The organism is Pseudomonas sp. BR20, from assembly GCF_050780135.1.
Classification (GTDB): Bacteria; Pseudomonadota; Gammaproteobacteria; order Pseudomonadales; family Pseudomonadaceae; genus Aquipseudomonas.
Genome location: NZ_CP172012.1, coordinates 3227254 through 3247345, shown reverse-complemented (window position 1 = coordinate 3247345; position 20092 = coordinate 3227254). Strand labels below are relative to the sequence as shown.

Annotated in this window: 21 protein-coding genes, 1 tRNA gene and 4 pseudogenes; 13 read left to right on the top strand and 13 right to left on the bottom strand. The window is 58.6% G+C overall.

The window, feature by feature from the left end:
* Positions 1-570: 570 nt before the first annotated feature.
* Together ACHPFG_RS14995 and ACHPFG_RS14990 are read left to right on the top strand one after the other, a co-directional pair.
* Positions 571-654 (top strand): annotated as a pseudogene (locus ACHPFG_RS14995) (hypothetical protein); the annotation flags it as partial.
* A gap of 129 nt (positions 655-783) precedes the next feature.
* Positions 784-1311, top strand: a complete 528-nt coding sequence (locus ACHPFG_RS14990) for a DinB family protein (protein ID WP_431703388.1) — start codon at positions 784-786, stop codon at positions 1309-1311.
* A 2-nt stretch (positions 1312-1313) separates the two neighbouring features.
* Here ACHPFG_RS14990 and ACHPFG_RS14985 read toward each other — a convergent pair whose 3' ends face one another.
* Complete coding sequence (locus ACHPFG_RS14985; RefSeq protein ID WP_431703387.1) at positions 1314-1772, bottom strand: GFA family protein; 459 nt, start codon at positions 1770-1772, stop codon at positions 1314-1316.
* Positions 1773-1968: 196 nt separating this feature from the next.
* Here ACHPFG_RS14985 and ACHPFG_RS14980 point away from each other — a divergent pair, with 196 nt between their 5' ends.
* Positions 1969-2250, top strand: a complete 282-nt coding sequence (locus ACHPFG_RS14980) for a hypothetical protein (protein WP_131696199.1) — start codon at positions 1969-1971, stop codon at positions 2248-2250.
* Positions 2251-2295: 45 nt separating this feature from the next.
* Here ACHPFG_RS14980 and ACHPFG_RS14975 read toward each other — a convergent pair whose 3' ends face one another.
* Both ACHPFG_RS14975 and ACHPFG_RS14970 read right to left on the bottom strand, forming a co-directional pair.
* Complete coding sequence (locus ACHPFG_RS14975; RefSeq protein WP_027606617.1) at positions 2296-2487, bottom strand: hypothetical protein; 192 nt, start codon at positions 2485-2487, stop codon at positions 2296-2298.
* 90 nt (positions 2488-2577) lie between these two features.
* Positions 2578-3042 carry a hypothetical protein gene (locus ACHPFG_RS14970; protein WP_131696198.1) on the bottom strand — a complete coding sequence of 155 codons (465 nt, stop codon included), beginning with the start codon at positions 3040-3042 and terminating at the stop codon, positions 2578-2580.
* Between the two features lie 224 nt (positions 3043-3266).
* Between ACHPFG_RS14970 and ACHPFG_RS14965 the strand changes: the two genes are divergently transcribed.
* Positions 3267-3353 (top strand) — tRNA-Leu (locus tag ACHPFG_RS14965).
* 972 nt (positions 3354-4325) lie between these two features.
* Here ACHPFG_RS14965 and ACHPFG_RS14960 read toward each other — a convergent pair.
* Both ACHPFG_RS14960 and ACHPFG_RS14955 read right to left on the bottom strand, forming a co-directional pair.
* On the bottom strand, positions 4326-4538 hold the full coding sequence (locus tag ACHPFG_RS14960) for a hypothetical protein (protein WP_167656281.1): 213 nt from the start codon (positions 4536-4538) through the stop codon (positions 4326-4328).
* A 78-nt stretch (positions 4539-4616) separates the two neighbouring features.
* The gene (locus ACHPFG_RS14955; protein ID WP_431703386.1) at positions 4617-4817 is read right to left on the bottom strand and encodes a hypothetical protein; all 201 of its coding nucleotides are present in this window, start codon (positions 4815-4817) and stop codon (positions 4617-4619) included.
* Between the two features lie 76 nt (positions 4818-4893).
* Between ACHPFG_RS14955 and ACHPFG_RS14950 the strand changes: the two genes are divergently transcribed.
* The 4 genes from ACHPFG_RS14950 to ACHPFG_RS14935 all read left to right on the top strand — a co-directional run bounded on the left by ACHPFG_RS14950 (position 4894) and on the right by ACHPFG_RS14935 (position 7160).
* The gene (locus ACHPFG_RS14950; protein ID WP_431703385.1) at positions 4894-5283 is read left to right on the top strand and encodes a hypothetical protein; all 390 of its coding nucleotides are present in this window, start codon (positions 4894-4896) and stop codon (positions 5281-5283) included.
* A 369-nt stretch (positions 5284-5652) separates the two neighbouring features.
* Complete coding sequence (locus ACHPFG_RS14945) at positions 5653-6018, top strand: hypothetical protein (RefSeq protein ID WP_431703384.1); 366 nt, start codon at positions 5653-5655, stop codon at positions 6016-6018.
* A gap of 200 nt (positions 6019-6218) precedes the next feature.
* Positions 6219-6464 (top strand): hypothetical protein, encoded by a 246-nt coding sequence (locus ACHPFG_RS14940; protein WP_431703383.1) that lies wholly within the window; start codon positions 6219-6221, stop codon positions 6462-6464.
* A gap of 147 nt (positions 6465-6611) precedes the next feature.
* Positions 6612-7160 carry a thioesterase family protein gene (locus ACHPFG_RS14935; protein WP_431703382.1) on the top strand — a complete coding sequence of 183 codons (549 nt, stop codon included), beginning with the start codon at positions 6612-6614 and terminating at the stop codon, positions 7158-7160.
* A 91-nt stretch (positions 7161-7251) separates the two neighbouring features.
* Here the strand turns inward: ACHPFG_RS14935 and ACHPFG_RS14930 are convergent.
* From ACHPFG_RS14930 to ACHPFG_RS14915, 4 genes and pseudogenes are all read right to left on the bottom strand, one after another.
* Positions 7252-7596: pseudogene (locus ACHPFG_RS14930) on the bottom strand (ATP-binding protein); the annotation flags it as partial.
* Positions 7597-8115: 519 nt separating this feature from the next.
* Positions 8116-8451: pseudogene (locus ACHPFG_RS14925) on the bottom strand (response regulator transcription factor); the annotation flags it as partial.
* 213 nt (positions 8452-8664) lie between these two features.
* Positions 8665-9714: pseudogene (locus ACHPFG_RS14920) on the bottom strand (sensor histidine kinase); the annotation flags it as partial.
* Between the two features lie 1278 nt (positions 9715-10992).
* Positions 10993-12093, bottom strand: a complete 1101-nt coding sequence (locus ACHPFG_RS14915) for an ABC transporter substrate-binding protein (protein WP_431703381.1) — start codon at positions 12091-12093, stop codon at positions 10993-10995.
* 461 nt (positions 12094-12554) lie between these two features.
* Between ACHPFG_RS14915 and ACHPFG_RS14910 the strand changes: the two genes are divergently transcribed.
* Entirely contained in the window at positions 12555-13160 is a 606-nt protein-coding gene (locus tag ACHPFG_RS14910; RefSeq protein WP_431703380.1) for a cysteine hydrolase, read from the top strand.
* Between the two features lie 86 nt (positions 13161-13246).
* Here the strand turns inward: ACHPFG_RS14910 and ACHPFG_RS14905 are convergent, their stop codons facing one another.
* The 4 genes from ACHPFG_RS14905 to ACHPFG_RS14890 all read right to left on the bottom strand — a co-directional run bounded on the left by ACHPFG_RS14905 (position 13247) and on the right by ACHPFG_RS14890 (position 15777).
* The gene (locus ACHPFG_RS14905; protein WP_027606646.1) at positions 13247-13444 is read right to left on the bottom strand and encodes a hypothetical protein; all 198 of its coding nucleotides are present in this window, start codon (positions 13442-13444) and stop codon (positions 13247-13249) included.
* Between the two features lie 347 nt (positions 13445-13791).
* Positions 13792-14610 carry a helix-turn-helix transcriptional regulator gene (locus tag ACHPFG_RS14900; protein WP_431703379.1) on the bottom strand — a complete coding sequence of 273 codons (819 nt, stop codon included), beginning with the start codon at positions 14608-14610 and terminating at the stop codon, positions 13792-13794.
* 5 nt (positions 14611-14615) lie between these two features.
* Entirely contained in the window at positions 14616-15155 is a 540-nt protein-coding gene (locus ACHPFG_RS14895; protein ID WP_431703378.1) for a kinase inhibitor, read from the bottom strand.
* A gap of 139 nt (positions 15156-15294) precedes the next feature.
* Positions 15295-15777 carry an Lrp/AsnC family transcriptional regulator gene (locus tag ACHPFG_RS14890; protein ID WP_131696185.1) on the bottom strand — a complete coding sequence of 161 codons (483 nt, stop codon included), beginning with the start codon at positions 15775-15777 and terminating at the stop codon, positions 15295-15297.
* A gap of 143 nt (positions 15778-15920) precedes the next feature.
* Between ACHPFG_RS14890 and ACHPFG_RS14885 the strand changes: the two genes are divergently transcribed.
* From ACHPFG_RS14885 to ACHPFG_RS14870, 4 genes are all read left to right on the top strand, one after another.
* On the top strand, positions 15921-16961 hold the full coding sequence (locus ACHPFG_RS14885) for a zinc-dependent alcohol dehydrogenase family protein (RefSeq protein ID WP_145337776.1): 1041 nt from the start codon (positions 15921-15923) through the stop codon (positions 16959-16961).
* A gap of 243 nt (positions 16962-17204) precedes the next feature.
* A complete protein-coding gene (locus ACHPFG_RS14880; protein ID WP_431703377.1) occupies positions 17205-18056 on the top strand; it encodes a sugar phosphate isomerase/epimerase family protein in 852 nt (283 codons plus the stop codon).
* Positions 18057-18069: 13 nt separating this feature from the next.
* Positions 18070-19122 (top strand): isopenicillin N synthase family dioxygenase, encoded by a 1053-nt coding sequence (locus tag ACHPFG_RS14875; RefSeq protein ID WP_431703376.1) that lies wholly within the window; start codon positions 18070-18072, stop codon positions 19120-19122.
* Positions 19123-19199: 77 nt separating this feature from the next.
* Entirely contained in the window at positions 19200-20003 is an 804-nt protein-coding gene (locus ACHPFG_RS14870; protein WP_431703474.1) for an ABC transporter substrate-binding protein, read from the top strand.
* Positions 20004-20092 lie beyond the last annotated feature (89 nt).

Here is a 20092-nt window from a genome sequence, read left to right as displayed (position 1 = left end):
ATCATGCGTTGACATTTGTAACTGTCTGAGTAGATTGCCCGTGCCCGCAACTGGGGCCTTTTTTAACCCTCACAAAAGAAGCCAATGGACACAGTATCCAGTCGCTGTCCGAGCACCGCATTGGCGGGCATCGGGCGCCCAACCCAGAATATGACAGGACTCGCCTCCCCGGTCCGGTAAGCTGCGCTGGAGCTTGATGCTCCACCGTAACTGCCTCGCCGGTCGCCCGTCCGGTCCCGTTGCCCCCTCCCCCAAAGACCCACAGAGACCGACGCTTTTCAGCCTGGGATATTGCTGAGCGTTCGCGCCGCTCACCCCGCTGAAACAACAACTTCCTGATTAAACCTCTAGAGTTTCTTATGAAATTTTCCAGTTGTAGTCCGCTGCGCGTCTTATAACTAACGCGCCAGTAGAAGTTATCCAAACACTTTATTTAAACCGATCGCGAAGTCAGCGACTCGACATGCTTTCGCTCGCCTGTATTCAGGTAAGTCCCGGGTATGTTTTATCGAGAATTGGCGACAGGAGTACAGACAATGGGCGCCGTAAAAAACACGCTACTGCATAAGAAAAGTGGTCCATGACAAACCGCCTTACGCCATCGTCCAGTTCCTGCAGGCACTGAACAATCCGTTCATCTACGTGCTGCTGACCAAGCAGGCGGAACGCCAGCGCAACCATTTCACTGGGCTTGGCCAGTTGCGCCAGGTGCCGTTGCAACTGCGGGTCGTCCAGGTAATTGCCTTATGATGACGGCACCATTGCCAACGAGGGGTAAAGCACGTGGACCGTATCGAACAAATGGCGCTGCTGGCGACCTACAACCAGTGGATGAACCGCAAGGTCTATGACGCGGCGGCCAAGCTCACGGACGATGAATTGCGCGTGGACCGCCGAGCATTTTTCGGCTCGATCTTCGGCACGCTCAACCATCTCACGTTGGGCGACACGGTCTGGCTCAAGCGCTTTGCCCTGCACCCCGCAGGCTATGAGGCGCTGGCGCCGCTGAGCGCCATTGCCGCCCCCTCGGACCTCAAGCAGCTGGCGTTCGCCGACCTGAGTGAACTCGCGACCCGGCGGCGTTGGCTGGACCAATTGATCATCGAGTGGGTCCACACCCTGCGCGAACCCGACCTCGACCATCGCCTGCACTACCACAACATGCGTGGCGCGGCGGCCGGTAAGCCGTTTGGCGCCCTGTTGGTACACTTTTTCAATCACCAAACCCACCATCGAGGCCAGGTCACCACGCTGCTGACCCAGGCCGGGCAGGACGTAGGCGATACGGACCTGCTCGCTTTGATTGACTGAACTCAGCGAGCACTGAACTCGGCATAGGCCTGCAACAACCGTACAAAATCCTCGGGTTGCGGCAACTGCTCGAAGCTTTCGATGGCGGGAGTGGAAGCCCAGGCCAGTTTTTCGCGGGTCCAGGTCTCCATAAAGGGCACGTAATCAGCGGCACTATCCAACAACGTCGCACGCACGTTGACGAACTCATCGATGCCATGGGGCCGGGTGAACAGCCAGCTCATGCAGTGCGGGCAGCAATAGTGACGATCGACCCCGTGCAGGCCGCCGACCACCGGGCAACCCTGGGTCACGGTGAACGCGCTGGCGGGAATCAGCGCGCTGAGGGAGAACGCACTGGCGGTCATCTTCTGGCAACCGGTGCAGTGGCACGCCATGGTAATTACCGGCGCCTGGCTCACACTGAAGCGCACCCGGTTACAACGGCAACTGCCTTCCAGGGGCAGGGTTTCGACGCTCATCACACACTCCTTTTCATGATCAGTGGCGTGGCAGGTTAGCGTCCAGGCAGGGGTATTGAACAGGTCCAGGGGCAAAACCGAACGCTGCCGCACCCACGGAGTCGAAATTTCAGGTGCCCGGATTTTTAATCCCCGCCCTCCCCGCGTGCATTGTGGGTTTACCGATGCGCGCACCCAATAAGAAGGAGACGCTTACATGGTCATTCACTTCAAGGTTGCCGGGCATCTGGCCTGCGGTCATCACGGCAATAACCTGCCCTCCAGCACCGAGCTGAAACGGGTCAAGTGCCGCACCTGCCGCAACACCGATGCCTTCAAGGAAGCGCGCCGCAACCAGCGCAACGCCGCTCGCCGTGCTTCGCGCCAAGCCAAGACCCACACCAGCACCGACTGGCGCAGTGCCTGGACGCAACGCCTGACCGAGCTGACAGGGCTGCAACGCTTGCCACGTGGCTTCGGCGCACAACCCTTCGTATAAGCCAGAAACGCAGAAGCCCCGGTCAAACCGGGGCTTCGTTTTCAATCAATCATCATTGGACACCGGCCGGTTGCGGGCCTGGTAGCCCGGCAACGTGGCGGCATACGCCAGCGCCTGTTCGCGGGAGTTAAAGGACGCCAGCCGGTCCTGGGGCGTACACACCCGCCATGGCCCGAAATTGACCTGCACGATGTCGTACCCATTCAGATGCAGCTTCTTCAGCAGTGGAGCGCTCATAGTCACCTCGCTTTCCTGAGATTAGCGTTGCACGCCCTACCTTACACCCGAGTCCAGGCTCATGACCGACCGCATGTCGCGGCGGCCAGGCTACTTGACCTTGTTGCTCAAGGTATCCACGGTGCGCTTGAGATCATCCAGGCTGCGCTTCAAACCGTCGATGTCGCTTTTCTGCCGTTCGATCGTGCTGTTCTGATTCTCGACCGTGCGCTTGAGGCTCGCCAACTGGCTGTCACTGGAGCTGGCACTCGAACCGTCCCTGCGCTTGAACTCATCGAACGCGCGGTCCTGACCCTCCAGCTTGCTTTTCAGGCCTTGCACCTCGCTATCGGTACGTTTCTGCGCGGCTTGCAGCTGTTCAATATCCCCCACCGAAATGCTCGACGCCTTCAACACATACTGATTGCCGGCCTCCAGCGAAGCCCCCGTCAACCGGTCACCGCCTGACGCGCTGAAATCCCCCCACTTCACCGCACTCCCAGCCTGTGCCGTACCGGCCAACAGTCCCATGACACCTGCAACCACCCACCAGGATCGCTTGCGAACACTCAGCATCAACTGATTCCTTTCCAGACTGCCGGGATGGCATATCGCTATGACTGTCATTTATGCCGCTTGTTCCCCTGCCGTAGGAATCCTCTGGTTCGCCTGTTAAAGCCGATGTAGATCACTGATCTGCCAAGCTTTTTCAGGCGCTCCTGAAGCAAGAAAGCGGCAGTCCGACCTTGCGTCGAAGCGCCTGGATCTATATATTCCCAACCCTGTAACAACGCGCTACCGCCCGAATGGCGAAACTGGTAGACGCATGGGACTTAAAATCCCCCGCTCGTAAGGGCGTCCCGGTTCGATTCCGGGTTCGGGCACCATATATATCAAGGGCTTGCATGATGAACTTCATGCAGGCCCTTATCTTTTTTGCTCCGCAGTTTCCATTGCTCCGGCGTCCTGCCGACCTAAATCAAATCCCAAGATCAAGCCCCCTGCTAAGCCGTCCACTCCAACGAACAGAAATGCCGAACAGCGGATCTTCGCGTCGATCACCTCGGTGAGGCCGGCAATCTGCATAGTGTTGGAGATTTTGTTGTTCTGGTTAGCAGTCAGTCGAGTGATCCGCAACAGCCGTCCGGTTGTCACGCGCGGCAGATTGACGGCGCGTGCTGCACTCCTGCTTTTCTCCAGGCAATAAAAAAAGCCCGCCGAAGCGAGCCTTTGATGAAGTGGTGCTGACTATAAGCAGCCTAGCAGCGCGACCAATCGCTTATTCGCAATCCAGTTGGCGACCACCACGTAGTAAGTGGGAGCGCATGCTCGCCTCCTTGTACTTCGGTAAGAGGAGCACGCCGCGCGGTTCTTCGAAGCCGTCGGCGCCTGAAGCCAGGTAAAGGTCGATTCATGCGCCACATAGCCCGCATCCAGCAACGCAAACGTCAAACCTGGCTCGCGCTGCCGGCCAGCGGAATAGAAGAGGTAGGCCTTGGCTGTGACCCAGGAAGAACGAACGGCCAGGCTCGCCGAGAAGCGGCAGGAACTGGGCGATGCGGCACACAGTCCCGTACGGTACCCGGCAAATGCTCGACGAGCTGATGCTCTGGCATTAGCTCGAGGAAGTCAGCGAGGCGGTGCATCTGCTGGTGCTGAATGGCCGAGCCGAGGATCTTGAGCGCGACGACGTGAACATCAAGGAGACCTTGCGAGGCTCAGCCATAAAGCTGGTGAAGCCGCAAAGGCCGCGAATGATGATGTTCAACTGCGATGGTTGCGGTCGGTTCATAAGCGACGCTCAGCGCTACCGGGAAGACTGCCGGAACTGCGGAACAAGCAACACACCTTAAGGAGCGTTACCGTGCGTGCTTAACGCTGCCTTGCTGAGCGAATTGTTCAAACTCGGCGAGCATGATAACCGCCGTGAACTGCAGTTCCCCGTACTGAGCGGCTATCTCGTCAGTCTGGAACGGCCAGTATTTGTCGTAGAAATCTTCCGCCGCTGCCTCAGCTTCGTCTTTTGCGATTTGAAGCTTATGAAGGCCTGCTTCGTAGTTGTAATCACGCATACATACCTCCTTGATCCGGCTCCATGCCGGTCACCCGCAATACCCTATATCGCTGAATAGCGCCAGACGGCTAGGCTATCAGCGCTTATCGCGAGCTTTGGCATTCCATGCATTGCAGAGAAATATGATCCCAGGAGCAATAAAGATACCCCAATAGCCATTAATGCTTGGATAGAAAAGCGGCCCGAATACCCCAGTGACAAGCAAGGCGAGCCCTGCCCATAACCGCTTACGCGGCGTGAACCACTCGCGGAACGCTTCAAGCTTTTTACCCGCCATTACCACCTCCTTGTTTGATAAGCAGCAAAGCATATCACCCACTTAAACGAATCACGCCAGCCGGCGAGGCGAAGCCATGCCTATCGCCCCTGAATACCTGAAATCGATACTTGCCTACTCGCCAGAATCGGGCGTTTTCACCTGGCTTGTCAGCCGAAGCAGAACTGTTGCGGGCACGGTAGCGGGCAGCCTGGTTTCCAGTGGCTATCTGAAGGTGATGATCGACAGAAAGCGGCACAACCTGCACCGACTCGCATTCGTCTACATGCTCGACCGGCATTTGCTCAATCATAGCAATCGCGATGGGCCTAACCTCGTTCTCCTACACCAGCATCTGGAACGATGGCGCCGGAAGGATAAGCATCACAAGCTACAGCTACGGATTTTACGTTTGGATGCTTTCTTTTTTTATAACTTGCCGCCACCTCTGTTATTGAACTTCAACGTGATAAAAGACGCTCACTGACCGCAAGCTCGTAAAACAGGCTGACATTACAACTCGGTCATGGCGTTTTGCACTTTCGGCACATCACAAAGGTCACGAGGAATGAGCTCACCAGAAAAGGACGCAGCAAGATCTACCGGTATATCGATAGCAGTAATAGGTATTGCTCTGGGCCTAGCCGTCGCCGTCTACATAAGCCCTAAAAACCAGTATTTCTTGGGTACTTTTGCATACCTCTGGTTACCGCTCCACAGGCTTGCATCATCCTTTAGGGGCTGAATCTACAGTCTTCCTGGACAGGCACACAGTGTGTATGGAATGCCAGTAACTACGTACATTACGAAATGGTAGCGTTGCGCCACACTAATTCATCAAGCGCATGAGGAAGCCATGGCAATAGGCGACAAGATAAGACAATTATCTGTAGCACCCGCCAAAGATCATCAGTGGATCCGGGGGCTGCGCTACGCGATCATGTTAGAAATTGAAGATTTCAAGGACCGCGAGGGTATGCGCTTATCTCGTTCAGCGGAACGGATAAACGCTCTCAAGGGCAACGAACGTTTCGCTCATCGACTTTCGAATCTGCAAGAAATTATGGATCTCATAGCACCTTTAGAAAACGAAGATCCTATACGGTCAGCCGAATTAGGAAATGAGTTGGCCGACTACCTATCGGCTAGAGAGAACAATCCTGATTGTAGTAGCCCGAACAGGCTCAAAGGCGAGTTGCTAGGGATGGATCTTGGCCTTTGAATTTATTGATGTCCCCAGCCCCGTCGCCCGCAGCCCAAGGAATGGGGGAGTGCCAATACCGGCGCGTTTATGACTTGGAAGTCAAATGAGCGAAAACACGTTTGCAGTAGCGGCTGGACATCTCGCACATACATCAGCATTGCTGGCTTTAATCCTTAACCTTACCGGGCGCAGCAGCCTGGCGATTACTTGGATGGGACGTGCTCATCTACTCGATCCCCAGTGCTCGTGTCGACAATGATCATGTCCCGCCAGGTATTACTGGGGGCGGTTGTGAGGTGCCAACCGATCGCGAGAAGCTTGAGACACAGTTCCCTTGGATCAACGGCGAGTACATCGAAGCGTTCAACAAGATCGCGACAATCCTCACCAGCCGCAAGGCTTTCGCAGGCGGCGGCCTGCATCGCAAGCCCGAGAGGATTGCCGATCGGCAGTTATCGCGATAGCGACCTGCGAAACCCGCTAGAAAAACTTAAACCATAGAAGTTAGTGATCGGAATGTACTTTTGCGCAGAATTTAGTCATTTAGGGACCTACCTGGCTCAGCCCTCGGCACTTTAAAGTACGCCAATCATTCAACTATCGGTGTCTGTATGAATCTCTGGTTTCGACTTCTCCTCATGCTACTTCGTCGACCTTGGCGCAGACCGGCAAAAGCGCTGGAATCGACCGTCATCCGAATGCGCGTCTGGCCACTGGACCTCGACTTCAATCGACATGTCACCAACGGCCGATATTTCACACTGGCCGATGTCGGACGCATGGATTTCGTTTTGCGCAGTGGCGCCTATCGAGTAGCTATTAGAGCAAAGGCGCTGCCCATCGTCGGAGACACTTGGGGTAAATTTCGTCGTGAGCTTAGACTGTTTGAAGCGTTTGAAATCCACACAAGGATGCTTGGCTGGGACGACAAGTGGAGCTTCATGGAGCATCGATTTGTGAGCAAAGGCAGAGTGATCGGCGTTGTCGTAATGCGAGGTCTATTTCGTTCAGCGAAAGGTGTTATTCCGCCAAGCGAGTTTGTTCGAGAACTGGGACTGCCCGAACGGTCGCCAGAGATGCCGACATGGCTGACCTCGTGGTCGCAGAGCTGCGATGCCATGAGCCGCCAGCTCAGGGATGAAGAAAGCACCAACGATTGACTTGACTTGCAGGCAGCCCGTGACCAGTGCGCTATTGGTTTACCCGCCTTAACCGTAAATTAACGCAACCCATTCCGGCATTGTTCGATGTTCAACGCTTACTCTGCGGCGCATCAAGGGGGATTTCGAGGATGAAGGTTGCGCCCTGCCCAGCCCCGTCGCTGTGCACGGTCAAGCTGCCACCCATTTCCTGCGCGGCGAGCGCGCAGCTGTGCAGGCCGAAACCGTGACCGTCTTTGCGCGTTGTGAAACCATGGGAAAAGATACGCGTGAGGTGCTCTGGCGTAATCCCGTTGCCATTGTCGGCCACCGTGATACGCAAGACTGTTCCGTCAGCAATGAGGGAGGCGCTGCACGTGATGCACGGGCCGCGATCGACCACGCCGTCCAATGCCTGCCTGGCGTTTCTGATCAGGTTCACCAGAATCAGCAGCACCCGGTGCCGGTCCAGCGACAGCAGGGGCAAGTCGGCAATGTCCTTGACCACCGTCACCTCCTGATTCATCCGTGAGCCGGCACTCATGCGCAAGGCATCATCGATCAATTCCGAAACCGGTATTGTCTCGACGACACTGACAGCAACGGCATAGGACTGCTGGGCAGCGACAATGGTCTTGATGTGGTCAATGCCTTTGGTAAGTTGCTCGAGCTCTTCGATGATGCCCTGCTGCTCTGCCGCCACCGCCTGCGCCAGCTTGAGCAGGTAGTCGGGCAGCATCTTTCCCCTCTGGTCCTGGGTGAGGAAATCGCTCAACTCATGGATGTGTTCGTTCATCATCTGCGCCACTTTGCCCAGGCCCTGGGCCTTGGAGGTGCGCATCTGGCTGCTGACCAGCTCTGCCGAAACGTTCACGCTGTTGAGGACGTTGCCGACATTGTGCAGCACCGTCGTGGCGATCTCGGCCATGCCCGCCTGACGGGATTTCGCATGCAGCTCGGATTGCACCTGGCTCATGCGTAGCGCCGCGCGTACGCGAGCCTTGAGCTCCAATGGCGAGAAAGGTTTGGCGATATAGTCATCGGCGCCACTCTCCAGCCCGGAGATGCAAGCCTCGCTGCCGCCGCGGGCAGTCAACAGGATGACGGGCAGATGGGCAAAACCGGCGCTCGCCTTGATTCTGGCGGTCAGGCCGAAGCCATCGAGCTCCGGCATCATCACATCCGAGAGAACGACATTGATCGGTTGGCGCTGCAGTATGGCCCAGGCCTGCTCTCCGTCAGCCGCGGTGACGACGCTGTAGTCGTCGCGCAAAAGCTCGCCGAGGTAGCTAAGCATTTCCGGGCTGTCATCAACCACCAGAACCCTGGACTGCGAGGCGCGTTCCGGGTGCTGCTCGTTGTCTGCATCGCCCATGGACGCTGGGTCGTTGCTACTGCCACGGTGGCCGTCGTCGAACAGCAAGTGGCGCTGCTCGGTTGTGATCATTGCGGCGGGTGACGATCCCTCATGCAGATGACTGGCTTCGGTCGGCACGGTGTTTTGCTCAGTTCCCCGAGGAAATCGAACAAGGAAGCACGACCCCTTTCCTGGCTCACTGTTGACGCGGACTTCGCCCCCCATCAGCTCGACCAGATCCTTGACCAAGGCCAGACCGATGCCCGTACCGCTGTAATGCCGCGTGGCGGAATTGTCGATCTGGGAAAAGCGCTGGAACAGCAGGGGCAATTTGTCAGACGCGATGCCAATGCCCGAGTCTTGCACCGCGAGTTCAAATCGCTCGTCATCAAGCGCAGTGACGGCCAGATGCACCGTACCGCCAGCAGGGGTGAACTTGATGGCATTACTCACCAGGTTGAGCAGAATCTTCTCGAAGTGTCGGGGGTCCAGGAACACGGTACCGAGGGCAGGATCGATGCTGCAGGTCAACGTGCAGCCTTTGCCCTTGGCCACCATGGCGGCGTCCTCGGCCAGCACGCCCACCGCCTTGTTCAGATCAACGGGCGCCGGACACAGCTCAAACTTGCCTGCTTCGGCCTTGGAGAAGTCAAGGATATCGTTCACCCGGTTCATCAAGCGCAGTGCGTTTCGTTGTGCGCGGTCGATTTGCACGTGCCAGTCCGCCGGCGGGGTCATCGCCACCGAAAGCTGCTCCAACGGGGCGAGAATAAGGGTCAGGGGGGTACGCAGTTCGTGGCTGACCGTGGCGACGAAATCACTCTTTGCCTGGTTGGCCGTCTCGGCCTGGTTGCGCGCCTGAATAAGTGCGACCGCCTGTGCCTCCAGCACCTCGGTCTGTCGGTGCAGCGTGTCGGTCCGTTCGGCGACCATCCTCTCCAGAGAGGCCTGCACCTGTTGTCTTTCGGCTTCGGCCTCGGCCTCCAGCACCCGGATGCGCAAAGCATTCTCCTGGAACACCCGGACGGCCCGCGTCATGATCCCAATCTCATCGCCGCGTCCAGCGCTGGCGATCTCGGCGGTCAGGTCACCGGCAGCAAGCCGGCGCATGACCGAGGCCAGGGCGACGATGGGCTGCGCGACAAACCGCGAGGTGCTCCAGGCGATGGCACCGGCCAGCAGGATGGCGACGGTACCCGCGATGATCGCCGCAAACATGCCGCGATCCTTGTGGGCCAAGGCGTCTGAGCGCGCCTCGCCAGCGAAGCGCGCAACCAACAGGCCCGCGCTCCGTGCCTCATTGCGAACTTGGTCGCGCGCGTCGCTCAAAGCGTTGCTCGCCTGATGGAACCTGGCAAATGCCGCGCGGTAGCCAGCAATCTGATCGCTGACCGTCAGGGGCGTAGCGTTGGCCTGCGGCCCCACAGAAGAAGGGAGAACCCGCGCGAGACGGGAGAGCTCATCGAGGATGACGCCTACAGAGCTGGCGACCTCGGCCGACGGCGCCAGGCGAAACGACAAGGTCTGCGCCTCCAGGGTGGCAACACGTTCGGCGAAACGCTTGGACAACGCGGCTGCATTTTGCAGTAAACCAGTGGCGGCCTGAATGTCACTTGCGTCATGGGCAATATGCTCGTCCACGTCAGCCAACATGACTTCAAGGCGCTCTGCCACACCTCCAACAGCACCCAGATACCGCAACACCTCGCCTCCCCGAAGCTTGGGAGCCTCGCCAAGCTGCTCGAGCGCCAGGCTGGCTGCAGCCACCGCCTTCGCCAACTGCTCCAGGGTCTCCACCTGCTGCGGCGCCCCCATCAACTCGCGCAATTGCTCGACCACAGGCGGCAGCGCCGCACAGGCGCTGCGTGCCGCAGTGGCGGCCGCACCATCACCGGTCACCAACACCTTGGCTACATTGGCGGTAATGATGCGTTCGCCGTTGCGCAGGATATCCAGGATGCGATGGGCGCTCTGGGCGTTGCTCACCCGCGCCTCGTGGTCGGCGGCGCGGGAATCCAGGCCCTTCAGCCCATCGGCGATACCCTGTTCAACGAGGGCCGTCGCCTCTCGCATCCGGGCGTAATGGGCCGTCATATTCTCGGTTTCGCCATCCATGGTCAGGGTCGCCGCCCGCAAGGACGCGATCGCCGCAGCGAGCCTCTCCAGGCTGCCCTTGAGCGATTGCGCCTCTGCCGCCGGAATAGCGTTAAGGCCGCTGATAGCGGTCGCTACCAAGCCTTCGGCCTGGGACAAGCTTTCCTGGTCGCGGGTGGCAATGAAGTTTTCCACCCGCCCGGTGGCCCCGTTGACCGAGGCCAGAATTTCCGCGGAATGGCTGGCGGAATCCACCGCACGCACCATGCCTCGCAGACCGTAGAGATTCACGAGCGATACCGCCAGCATCAGCAACACCAGTGCGGCAACCGCCAGGCCAATCCTGACGGCAATAGGCCTGGCCGTGGCTGATTTGAATGTCAACATGGACCTCGCCCGCCGCTACTGCTTCGTCACCTCCGGCAAAAACGCCGGCGGCGCCGTATGGTTGATGGCCGCATCGATCATCGCCGCAACGGAAGCCTGGCCGTATAAAGGATTGGCGGCGCCCCCCACCGGCATGGTGGCGAGCCAGGCGTCCAGGTCTTTGGCATCAATACGTACCAGCGGCACCTCGACGAACTTCGGCACCTGCTTGCCCGCCAGTATCTGCTGGGCCACCCAGAAACCCATCTGGGAGACGCTCGGGGAGGCAGAAACAGAGACGGTCTCGTAGCCATTGGCATCGCGTTCCTGTTTCCACAGGGCAAGTTCGTCCTGACGGTTCCCCATCACAATGATCGGCAAAGGGCGTCCCGCCGCCTTGAACGCCATGGCCGCGCCATATCCGTCGCCACCCTGAGTCGCCACGGCATCAATGGTGGGCAGCGACGGCAGCGCCAGCGTCACTTCCTTGCGGGCGACAGAAGCCGTCCAGTTCCCGTATACGGTCTTGACGAATTTCAGGCCCGGATAGTCGCTGGCGGCCTTGCGAATGCCATCGCTGATGTTTTTATCCGTGGCATCGCCAGCGATGCCACGGATCTCCAGCAACGTCCCGTTCCCCTTCAAGCGCTCGGCGATGTAATCCATTTCCACACGGCCCATGGCGGACCAGTTGTAATCCACGGTATAGACACAGGGCTCGGTGACCAGGCTGGCCATGACAACCACCACGATGCCGGCGTTGCAGGCATCGCGGATCACCCCGTTGAGGGCCGTGTCGGAGGCAGCGAGGACCACGATGGCATCGACGCCCTTGACGATCATGTCCTGGATATGGGCCGCCTGCTCCGAAGCCGAGTTATTGGCGCTGACGACGGGAGCCTCACGGATCAAGCCGTCTTTTTGCGCCTGGAGCGCAATTTCCTGCCAGTTGCGCACCATCACCTTGCGAAAATCGCTGCCCGCATAGGAATTACTGAAGGCAATGCTATAGCTTGCGGTAGGGCCGCTGGCGATGCCGTCGTCGGCAGCATGGGCTGGGTTGGCGGCAACTATCGCCAGCCCCGCCACGCAGCCGGCGAAGCGCCCCAAGATCGTGTAGATCGGTTTGGTGTTCATGCTGTTCTCCATCATGCTTGGCATTTACCCACAGTCATCCATCTGCACCTGCCTACAGCCTGGATCGACGGCTTGTCCTGGTTGGAGCGGTTGGCCCCCGGTTTGGAGATTTTCGAGCATGTAAGTTTGGGGCAGGCATTGAACGTTTCCCCGTATGCCGCGTGCAGGTTGTTGCGTAGTGCCGTTGAAAAAGCCTGAAGCCCACCCCCCGGCTGTCTTGCCGATACAAGGCTCCTGGCCAACGTCAATGATTTCGATAAGGTCAGTGCCCTTGGCAGCCAAACATTGAAACCCGTATAGGGCTCGCATTGGCAATGAGCATAGTATCAAAGTGCCCGCTTCGCCCGCGGTCTGTGAACGGATACGGCGTTCTGAGCCACGGTTATGTGTTTGCTGCTGCCCTACTCAAACCCGCTTGCTGTTCTACGCTTGCTGCTTGACCCACTTATCGGAGACCCGACATGAACCCACACACCACCGCCCTTGTGCTTATCGAATACCAAAACGATTTCACCACCGAAGGCGGCGTATTCCATGACGCCGTCAAAGACGTCATGCACACGTCCAATATGCTCGCCAACACCGCCACCACGGTTGAACAGGCGCGCACGCTTGGCGTGAAGATCATCCACCTGCCGATCCAATTCGCCGAGGGCTACCCGGAGCTGACCACCCGCGACTACGGGATTCTCAAGGGCGTTGCCGATGGCAGCGCCTTTCGCACCGGCAGTTGGGGCGCCGACATCAGCGAAGCGATTACCCGGGAAGCCGGCGACATCCTCGTGGAGGGCAAGCGCGGGCTGGACGGTTTTGCCACCACGGGCCTGGATTTGGTGCTGCGCAACAATGGCATCCAGACCCTGGTGGTGGCGGGCTTCCTGACCAACTGCTGTGTCGAAGGCACGGTTCGATCAGGTTATGAGAAGGGCTATAACGTGGTAACGCTGATCGATTGCACCGCGACCTTCACCGACGAGCAACAACAGGCTGCCGAACGCTTCACGCTGCCGATGTTTTCCAGGACGTTGCAACACACCGAGTTTCTCGACGGACTGAACGCCCGCTAGCCATCGCCCAGGAGGCGGCTTTACAGCCGCCTTCGGATTCGCAGTCACCTGCGACACCCTGGCCGGGTTCGTTGATCTGAAACACCTCAGTTGTCAGGGTGTTCGCTCGCCACTGAATCGGCGGCGTCCACATCAGACATATCCTCCTCAAGGGGTGCATCGTCGTCCGGCGGCAGCGGGATCTTATCCTCATCACGCTTCGGGTCGTGCCCTGTCTCGTTGTCCGTGCCGCGCGTTACAGCCTGCTGTGAAATGTTGCCCGGGGCATTCTCATTGATTTCCATGCTGGCTCTCCGTTCTTGGGCTCGGGATATCCGTGCTTAAGGTTGAGAAACGCCATGCCCCCCAGAGTGCCGGGCAACAGACGAATGGACGCGCCCAGACTGGCACAAGGTGACCCTGTCGGTGTGTATTTCGATCTATTCGGCGCCGTGGGTATTTCCTGGATGGCGCGGCTGGAGGCAGTGCGATGTGGGGAACTGAAATTGGATAAGTCATCCAGCAGGCTCCAGGGGGGCTGCGTAAACGGTAGCACTAACGCCAGACGGCCTGGTCCGGTACCCACCGGTAAACGTCAGCACCTGGCTCGCACTGCCGGCCGGCAGCATAGGGCAAGACCTCCCGGGAGCGCTTAAATCGCTGCCCGCAACTCACGGGGTGACAGGCCATAGTGTGAGCGAAAGCGCACGGCAAAACGTGAGGCCGAGGCGTAGCCGCAGGCGCCGGCAATTTCACCGATCGGGCGAGACGTTGTTTGCAGCCGTTGTAATGCTGTCGACAACCGAACGCCCTCCAGAATGTTCCTGAAACTATTCCCCTCTTTCGCCAGTTGGCGACGCAATGTCGACTCACCCAGGTTCATGTGTTGTGCGATGCTCGCAACCGTCCAGTCTCTCTCCGGGCTGGCCATTACCAGTTGCTGCACCCGTTCGCACAATGGATCGTTGCGCCCCATCAGCAGCGGTCCGGCCTGGCCGCCAAGGCATAGGCTCAGAAGCACCGCTTCGCCATAATGTGTGCAGAGTGCCTGCGGGGCGTTTCCATTGATGGCGGCCAGCAACTGCTCCCATGCCTGGGTCGTGTGCCTGTCCAGGGGAACGCACAGGTCGGTCTTCAGTGCGCCGCGGCCGCTCATGATCTGCTGGCTATATCGGGTGCTGAAGTGACGCAACGTCGAGACGGGAAAGGTCACCGCATCGGCGATGTAGTGACCACGAGGGCCGGGGAAGTTGGAGATACCAAGCTCGCGCCCGGCCGGCATCAGAATCAGATGCTGAGGCCCTGCGCGCATTTCCCGGTCATCCCATTGCAACAGTTTTTCCCCCTGCCGCACTCGACACAAGGTGGTCACGAATACCGGCACCTTTGGCAAGGTAAGGGCATGTCGCGCCCGTATGACAGATGCATCGATAATATTTTCCCGGTGCTGTATGCCGTCACAAGGGCGCATCGTGCTTAACGTCCGTAAGTTGAAGTAATGGTCGCTTTGGCCAGGACGTTGGCGTTGAGCATGTAACCTACCAAGGCTCCGCTGGCCTGGTTGTCGAGCGGTAGCTTATCGGTTTTCAAGGCCCACACGGTGAATTGATAGCGATGGGGTTTATCGCCGACAGGAGGGCAAGCGCCACCGAACCCCGGCTGGCCATAATCGGTTCGCCCTTGTACTGCACCGGCAGGCAGGTTCGTCCCCACTCCGCTTGGCAAACTATGGGTGGAGGCTGGCAAGTTGACCACCGTCCAATGCCACCAACCGCTGCCGGTAGGTGCATCGGGATCGTAAACGGTGATCGCGTAGCTTTTAGTCCCTGCGGGGGCGTTTTTCCACGAAAGCTCAGGAGACGTATTGCCACCTTCGCAACCGAAGCCTTTGAACACTTCGCGACTGGTCAGCGGGCGGTTGTCAGCAATATCCCGGCTGGTCAGTGAGAAATCCGCAGCGTAGCCACTGAGTGTTACGGCCATGGAGAGTGCAGGCAGGATTAATCTGATGTTCATTGCGGCTCCAGCTGAGTCTGAAAGTGAAGCTCGAGTCTAGGTTGAACAAAGACGGGTGACTGTGCCGAAATGCTCGATAACAGTGCCGAAATGCTCGATTGTCCGGGCGAACGATGACTCTCGTCCTGCCTGACAGCCTTCAGATACTCAAGAGCTCGCTGACGGGCAGTCGATGGGTGGTCTTCATCTCGCGCAGGGAGAGGTTCGAGCGAATACTTGAAACCCCAGGGAGCTTCCTCAGCACTGTTTCGACAAAGCGGCTATAGCTGTCCAAGTCCCGTGCAACCACCTCAAGTAGAAAGTCCGCCTCCCCCGTTGTGTTATGGCAACTCAATACCTGCGGGGCCGCCTGAATAATCTTTTCAAACCTTGCCGTGGCTTCTTCGCTGTGATCCGTGCAGGAGATCTGGACAAAGGCCTTCAGGCCCAACCCGAGTTTCTTTCGATTGAGAATGGCTTGGTATCCCTCGATAACCCCGCATTCTTCCAGCCGTCTTTGCTTGCGCCAACAGGACGCTTCGCTGAGGGACAGCTGCTCGGCCAGCTTGACATTCGACAGCTTGCCGTCCCGCTGCAAACGCTCCGATATTGCAATGTCAGCCTTATCGAGCTGCTCAATCATGAAATAACTCCTCAAATTCAGACTTGAAAATGAAGGTTAATTTCAATTCTTGCGTTCGGTCAATTGCAACTTGAAAGGTAATTTCAAGGCGCTCATTCATAATGGCAATGCCTGAATCGCCCCTCCAAGCCTAGGTAATTTGAATGAAAGCAGTCGTCTACGAAGCCTTTTCCAAGCCGCCGCGCCTGATGAACGTGGCAGACCCATCCCCGGAACGTCATGGTGTGGTGATCCAGGTGCTCGGCACCGGGGTGTGCCGCAGCGACTGGCATGGCTGGAAAGGTCACGACCCCGACATTGAACTGCCCCATGTACCGGGTCATGAGCTGGCGGGCATCGTGGCCGAAGTGGGCAACGACGTCACGCGGTGGAAGGTCGGTGACCGCGTGACCGTGCCGTTCGTGGGCGGGTGTGGTGCTTGTGCGCAGTGCAACAGCGGCAATCAGCAGGTCTGCCACACGCAATTTCAGCCGGGCTTCACTCATTGGGGTTCTTTTGCCGAGTACGTCGGCATCCACCAGGCCGATCTGAACCTGGTCGCGCTGCCTGAGAGCATGGATTTCGCTACCGCCGCAAGCCTGGGTTGTCGCTTCGCCACCTCGTTCCGTGCAATCGTCGACCAAGGCAACGTCAGCGCCGGTCAGTGGGTAGCGGTTCACGGCTGTGGTGGCGTAGGCCTGTCTGCGGTGATGATCGCCCAGGCCATTGGCGCGAACGTGATCGCCATCGATATTTCCCAGGAAAAACTCGACCTGGCACGCGCGCTCGGCGCTGTCGCCACCCTTAATGCCCAGTGCGTCGCAGACGTCACCGAAGCCGTGCTGGAAATCACCCAGGGCGGTGCCCACGTCTCGCTGGACGCATTGGGCCACCCAACCACCTGTTTCAACTCCATCAACAACCTGCGCCGTCGCGGCAAGCACGTCCAGGTCGGGCTGATGCTCGCTGATCACGCCACGCCGGCAATCCCCATGAGCAAGGTTATCGCCCATGAACTTGAGATCTACGGTAGCCACGGGATGCAAGCGCATCGCTATGGCGCCATGATCGAGATGATCACCTCAGGCAAGCTGGCACCTGAAAAACTCGTGGGTAAAACCATCAGCCTGGCGCAGTCCATCGATGCGTTGACGAACATGGACCGCTTCGAGACGGCAGGTGTAACCGTCATAACCGAGTTTTAACGCATGACGCCACCCTGAGCCGCACTGAACAATAGTTTAGAAATCTCTGAACTATCTATTTGCACTTCCCTATTCTTTCCGCCAACCGCACCTCCCTACTATTGGCGGCAACAAAGGAGCCTTTCCACAGAGATGCGGCCCGAAGATTGCCTTTTCTGATTGTCACTGCCGTTTTTTGTGCGTTTCGGTTAGCGCCGCAACGCCGCTGTGTCAATCATGCGAAGGCACCTTTGGAGCAGATCGATGAAGTTGGAAATATTCCGAACGTTGTGGGGCTACACCGCGAGCAAGGCACTAGCGCTGGAGGAGCTGCTTGAAGCCGGGTTCGATGGCATGGAAGCTCGCCTGCCGATGACCGCCAGCGAACGCGCCGAGTTCGCAGCCTTTCTACGCGCCAACCACGTCAGCTATATCAGTACCGTCTTCAGCGCCTACGATGTTCTGCCGCAACAATCGGCGAGCGTCGACGAACACCTTCTGGACCTCGATAAAAAGCTCGGTTGGGCGGCTGAGTTGTCGCCGCGCTTCATCAACCTGCTGGCTGGCAACGACCGCTGGCCACTGGCACAGCAAGTCGACTTCTTTGGCCGCGCGATGGACGTCGCGCGCAAGCACGGCCAGGTGTGCTCCTTTGAAACCCATCGTGCGCGCTCGTTGTTCAACCCCTGGGTCACCCTCGAGCTGATTCGTCAACTGCCGGACCTGCGCTTCACCAGCGACATCAGTCATTGGGTCGTCACCTGCGAGCGTCTGCTCAACGATCCGGAAGACGACCTCAGCGCCTTCGTCGAACGCGTCCACCACATTCAAGCCCGGGTCGGTTATGACCAGGGGCCCCAGGTTCCCCACCCCGCCGCCCCCGAGTATGCCCAGGCGCTGGCCTTCCATCAGCAACATTGGGAGGCCATCTGGCGATCCCAGGAAAACCGCGGCTATCAGGTCAGCACGCTGACACCGGAGTTCGGTGCCGACGGCTATCTGCATCACCTGCCCTTCACCAATGTGCCGGTGGCCGACCTGTGGTCGCTGAATGTGTGGATGGCAAACACCGAGCGCGAGCATTTCCGCCGCTTCAGCGGTGCCTCAACCCGATAAGGAGCGTTCCCTCATGCCTGAAAAAACGCCAAAGGCCGCCAACTTCAATCGCATTCCGCTGGTGGACATCGCCGGGCTGTACAGCGACGACATCACACAGCGCCAGGCAGTGGCCGAAGAGCTCGGTAACGCCGCCCGCGCAGTGGGTTTTCTGTACATCAAGAACCACGGCATCGAGTCGTCGCTGATCGACGGCTTGCGTCACGCGGCAAAGGACCTGTTTGCGCAATCCCTTGCGTACAAGATGCAGCACTACATTGGCACCTCCCGCAGCCACAAGGGTTTTGTACCTGAAGGCGAAGAGGTCTATGCCAAAGGCAAACCCGATCACAAGGAAGCCTTCGATGTCGGTTTTGAAGTGGGCGAGGACGATCCGCTGGTCATAGCCGGGACCCCATTGATCGGCGCCAATGAATGGCCAGACCTGCCGGGTTTCCGTCCCGCCGTCGAAGCTTACTACGCAGCGGTGTTTGCGTTGGGTCGTCGCCTGTTCAAGGGCTTCGCGCTCGCATTGGGCCTGGAAGAGGACTATTTCGAAGCACTGGTTACCCGCCCACCGTCGAAACTGCGCCTGATTCACTACCCATTTGACCTGGCCGCCCAAGACGCACCCGGCATTGGTGCGCATACCGACTATGAGTGCTTCACCATTTTGCTTGCCGACAAGCCAGGCCTCGAGGTGATGAACGATCAGGGGCACTGGATTGATGCGCCGCCCGTGGAAGGTGCCTTTGTGGTCAACATCGGCGACATGCTGGAGGTCATGACTGCCGGTACGTTCGTCGCTACGGCTCACCGAGTGCGAACCGTCAGTGAAGAGCGCTACGCCTTCCCACTCTTCTACGCGTGCGACTTCCATACGCAGATCAAGCCACTGCCACAGTTTCTTGAAGGCGCTAAGGATTACGAGGAAATCACCATCGGTGAGCACATGTTCGGCCAAGCGCTGCAGACCTATCAGTACCTGCGCCGCAAAGTCGAACGGGGCGAACTCAAGCTGTACGAGAAAGCGCGCAAGCCATCGAGCTTCGGTCACTTAAAGAGCCAGGCGCAGGACGCGTCCTGATGCAACCCTCTGCCTGGTCACACCGCCCTGTTTAACCACCCGCCCAGCCCTACTTTACCGACGTGGAGTCATCGATGATGCACAATCCAATCAATAATGCTGTCCGCTTGACCCTGCTGGCCGTCGCACTCCTTGGTGCGGCAGGCGCCCATGCCGCAACGACGGTGACACCCGGCATACTCAAGGTCGGCATGGAAATCACCTATCCGCCCTTCGAGTCATACGACGAACATAAAAACGTCGTCGGTTCCGACCCCGAGCTGGCGCACCTGCTCGCCAAGCACCTGGACCTCAAGGCCGACTTCGTTGACACCAAGTTTTCCAACCTGATCCTCAGCCTGAACGCCGGTCACTACGACGCGATCATCTCCGGCATGTACATCACGCCCCAGCGGCAGACGCAAGCGCAAACCATCCCGTACGCCAAGACCGGCGCAGCGATCATGGTGCTTAAAGACAGCCCGCTGAAACCGAAAGTACCGGAAGACCTCTGCGGCCTGAAAGTCGGCCTGGAAAAAGGCACCACGTGGGTGGCGCAGTTCAACACGCTCTCGACGGACTACTGCACCCCGAATAACAAGGGCGCGATTATGGTCAGCGAGTTCCCGTCCGCACCGGAAGTGACCCAGGCGCTGCTCTCCGGCAATGTGCAGGCTCAGGTCGAGATCGACGGCGCCGCCGGCATGATCGCAGAACGTACCAAGGGTCGCGTCGTGGTCAGCACCGAGCACTCGATCTACCAGCAGACGCTGGGTATTTACGTCAAGAAAGGCAACGACGCGCTCTATCAGGCGCTGCTCAAGGCCTTTGAGGCGAGCAAGGCGTCCGGTGAGTACGCCGCCCTGTTGAAGAAATACAACCTCGAAGAACCGACTAACTGACTCAGTGCAGCCCTGTGGGAGCGAAGCCGCTCCCACCGTCGGCGGCTTTCGCTTGACTGCCCGGCCCAGGTGAAGCCTGCGTCGACGCC

Bases quoted from the DNA above. Each gene is read 5' to 3' on its own strand.
- ACHPFG_RS14985 (WP_431703387.1), bottom strand. From the start codon at position 1,772: ATGAGCGTCGAAACCCTGCCCCTGGAAGGCAGTTGCCGTTGTAACCGG.
- ACHPFG_RS14980 (WP_131696199.1), top strand. From the start codon at position 1,969: ATGGTCATTCACTTCAAGGTTGCCGGGCATCTGGCCTGCGGTCATCAC.
- ACHPFG_RS14975 (WP_027606617.1), bottom strand. From the start codon at position 2,487: ATGAGCGCTCCACTGCTGAAGAAGCTGCATCTGAATGGGTACGACATC.
- ACHPFG_RS14970 (WP_131696198.1), bottom strand. From the start codon at position 3,042: ATGCTGAGTGTTCGCAAGCGATCCTGGTGGGTGGTTGCAGGTGTCATG.
- ACHPFG_RS14960 (WP_167656281.1), bottom strand. From the start codon at position 4,538: ATGCGTGATTACAACTACGAAGCAGGCCTTCATAAGCTTCAAATCGCA.
- ACHPFG_RS14955 (WP_431703386.1), bottom strand. From the start codon at position 4,817: ATGGCGGGTAAAAAGCTTGAAGCGTTCCGCGAGTGGTTCACGCCGCGT.
- ACHPFG_RS14950 (WP_431703385.1), top strand. From the start codon at position 4,894: ATGCCTATCGCCCCTGAATACCTGAAATCGATACTTGCCTACTCGCCA.
- ACHPFG_RS14945 (WP_431703384.1), top strand. From the start codon at position 5,653: ATGGCAATAGGCGACAAGATAAGACAATTATCTGTAGCACCCGCCAAA.
- ACHPFG_RS14935 (WP_431703382.1), top strand. From the start codon at position 6,612: ATGAATCTCTGGTTTCGACTTCTCCTCATGCTACTTCGTCGACCTTGG.
- ACHPFG_RS14915 (WP_431703381.1), bottom strand. From the start codon at position 12,093: ATGAACACCAAACCGATCTACACGATCTTGGGGCGCTTCGCCGGCTGC.
- ACHPFG_RS14910 (WP_431703380.1), top strand. From the start codon at position 12,555: ATGAACCCACACACCACCGCCCTTGTGCTTATCGAATACCAAAACGAT.
- ACHPFG_RS14905 (WP_027606646.1), bottom strand. From the start codon at position 13,444: ATGGAAATCAATGAGAATGCCCCGGGCAACATTTCACAGCAGGCTGTA.
- ACHPFG_RS14900 (WP_431703379.1), bottom strand. From the start codon at position 14,610: ATGCGCCCTTGTGACGGCATACAGCACCGGGAAAATATTATCGATGCA.
- ACHPFG_RS14895 (WP_431703378.1), bottom strand. From the start codon at position 15,155: ATGAACATCAGATTAATCCTGCCTGCACTCTCCATGGCCGTAACACTC.
- ACHPFG_RS14890 (WP_131696185.1), bottom strand. From the start codon at position 15,777: ATGATTGAGCAGCTCGATAAGGCTGACATTGCAATATCGGAGCGTTTG.
- ACHPFG_RS14885 (WP_145337776.1), top strand. From the start codon at position 15,921: ATGAAAGCAGTCGTCTACGAAGCCTTTTCCAAGCCGCCGCGCCTGATG.
- ACHPFG_RS14880 (WP_431703377.1), top strand. From the start codon at position 17,205: ATGAAGTTGGAAATATTCCGAACGTTGTGGGGCTACACCGCGAGCAAG.
- ACHPFG_RS14875 (WP_431703376.1), top strand. From the start codon at position 18,070: ATGCCTGAAAAAACGCCAAAGGCCGCCAACTTCAATCGCATTCCGCTG.
- ACHPFG_RS14870 (WP_431703474.1), top strand. From the start codon at position 19,200: ATGCACAATCCAATCAATAATGCTGTCCGCTTGACCCTGCTGGCCGTC.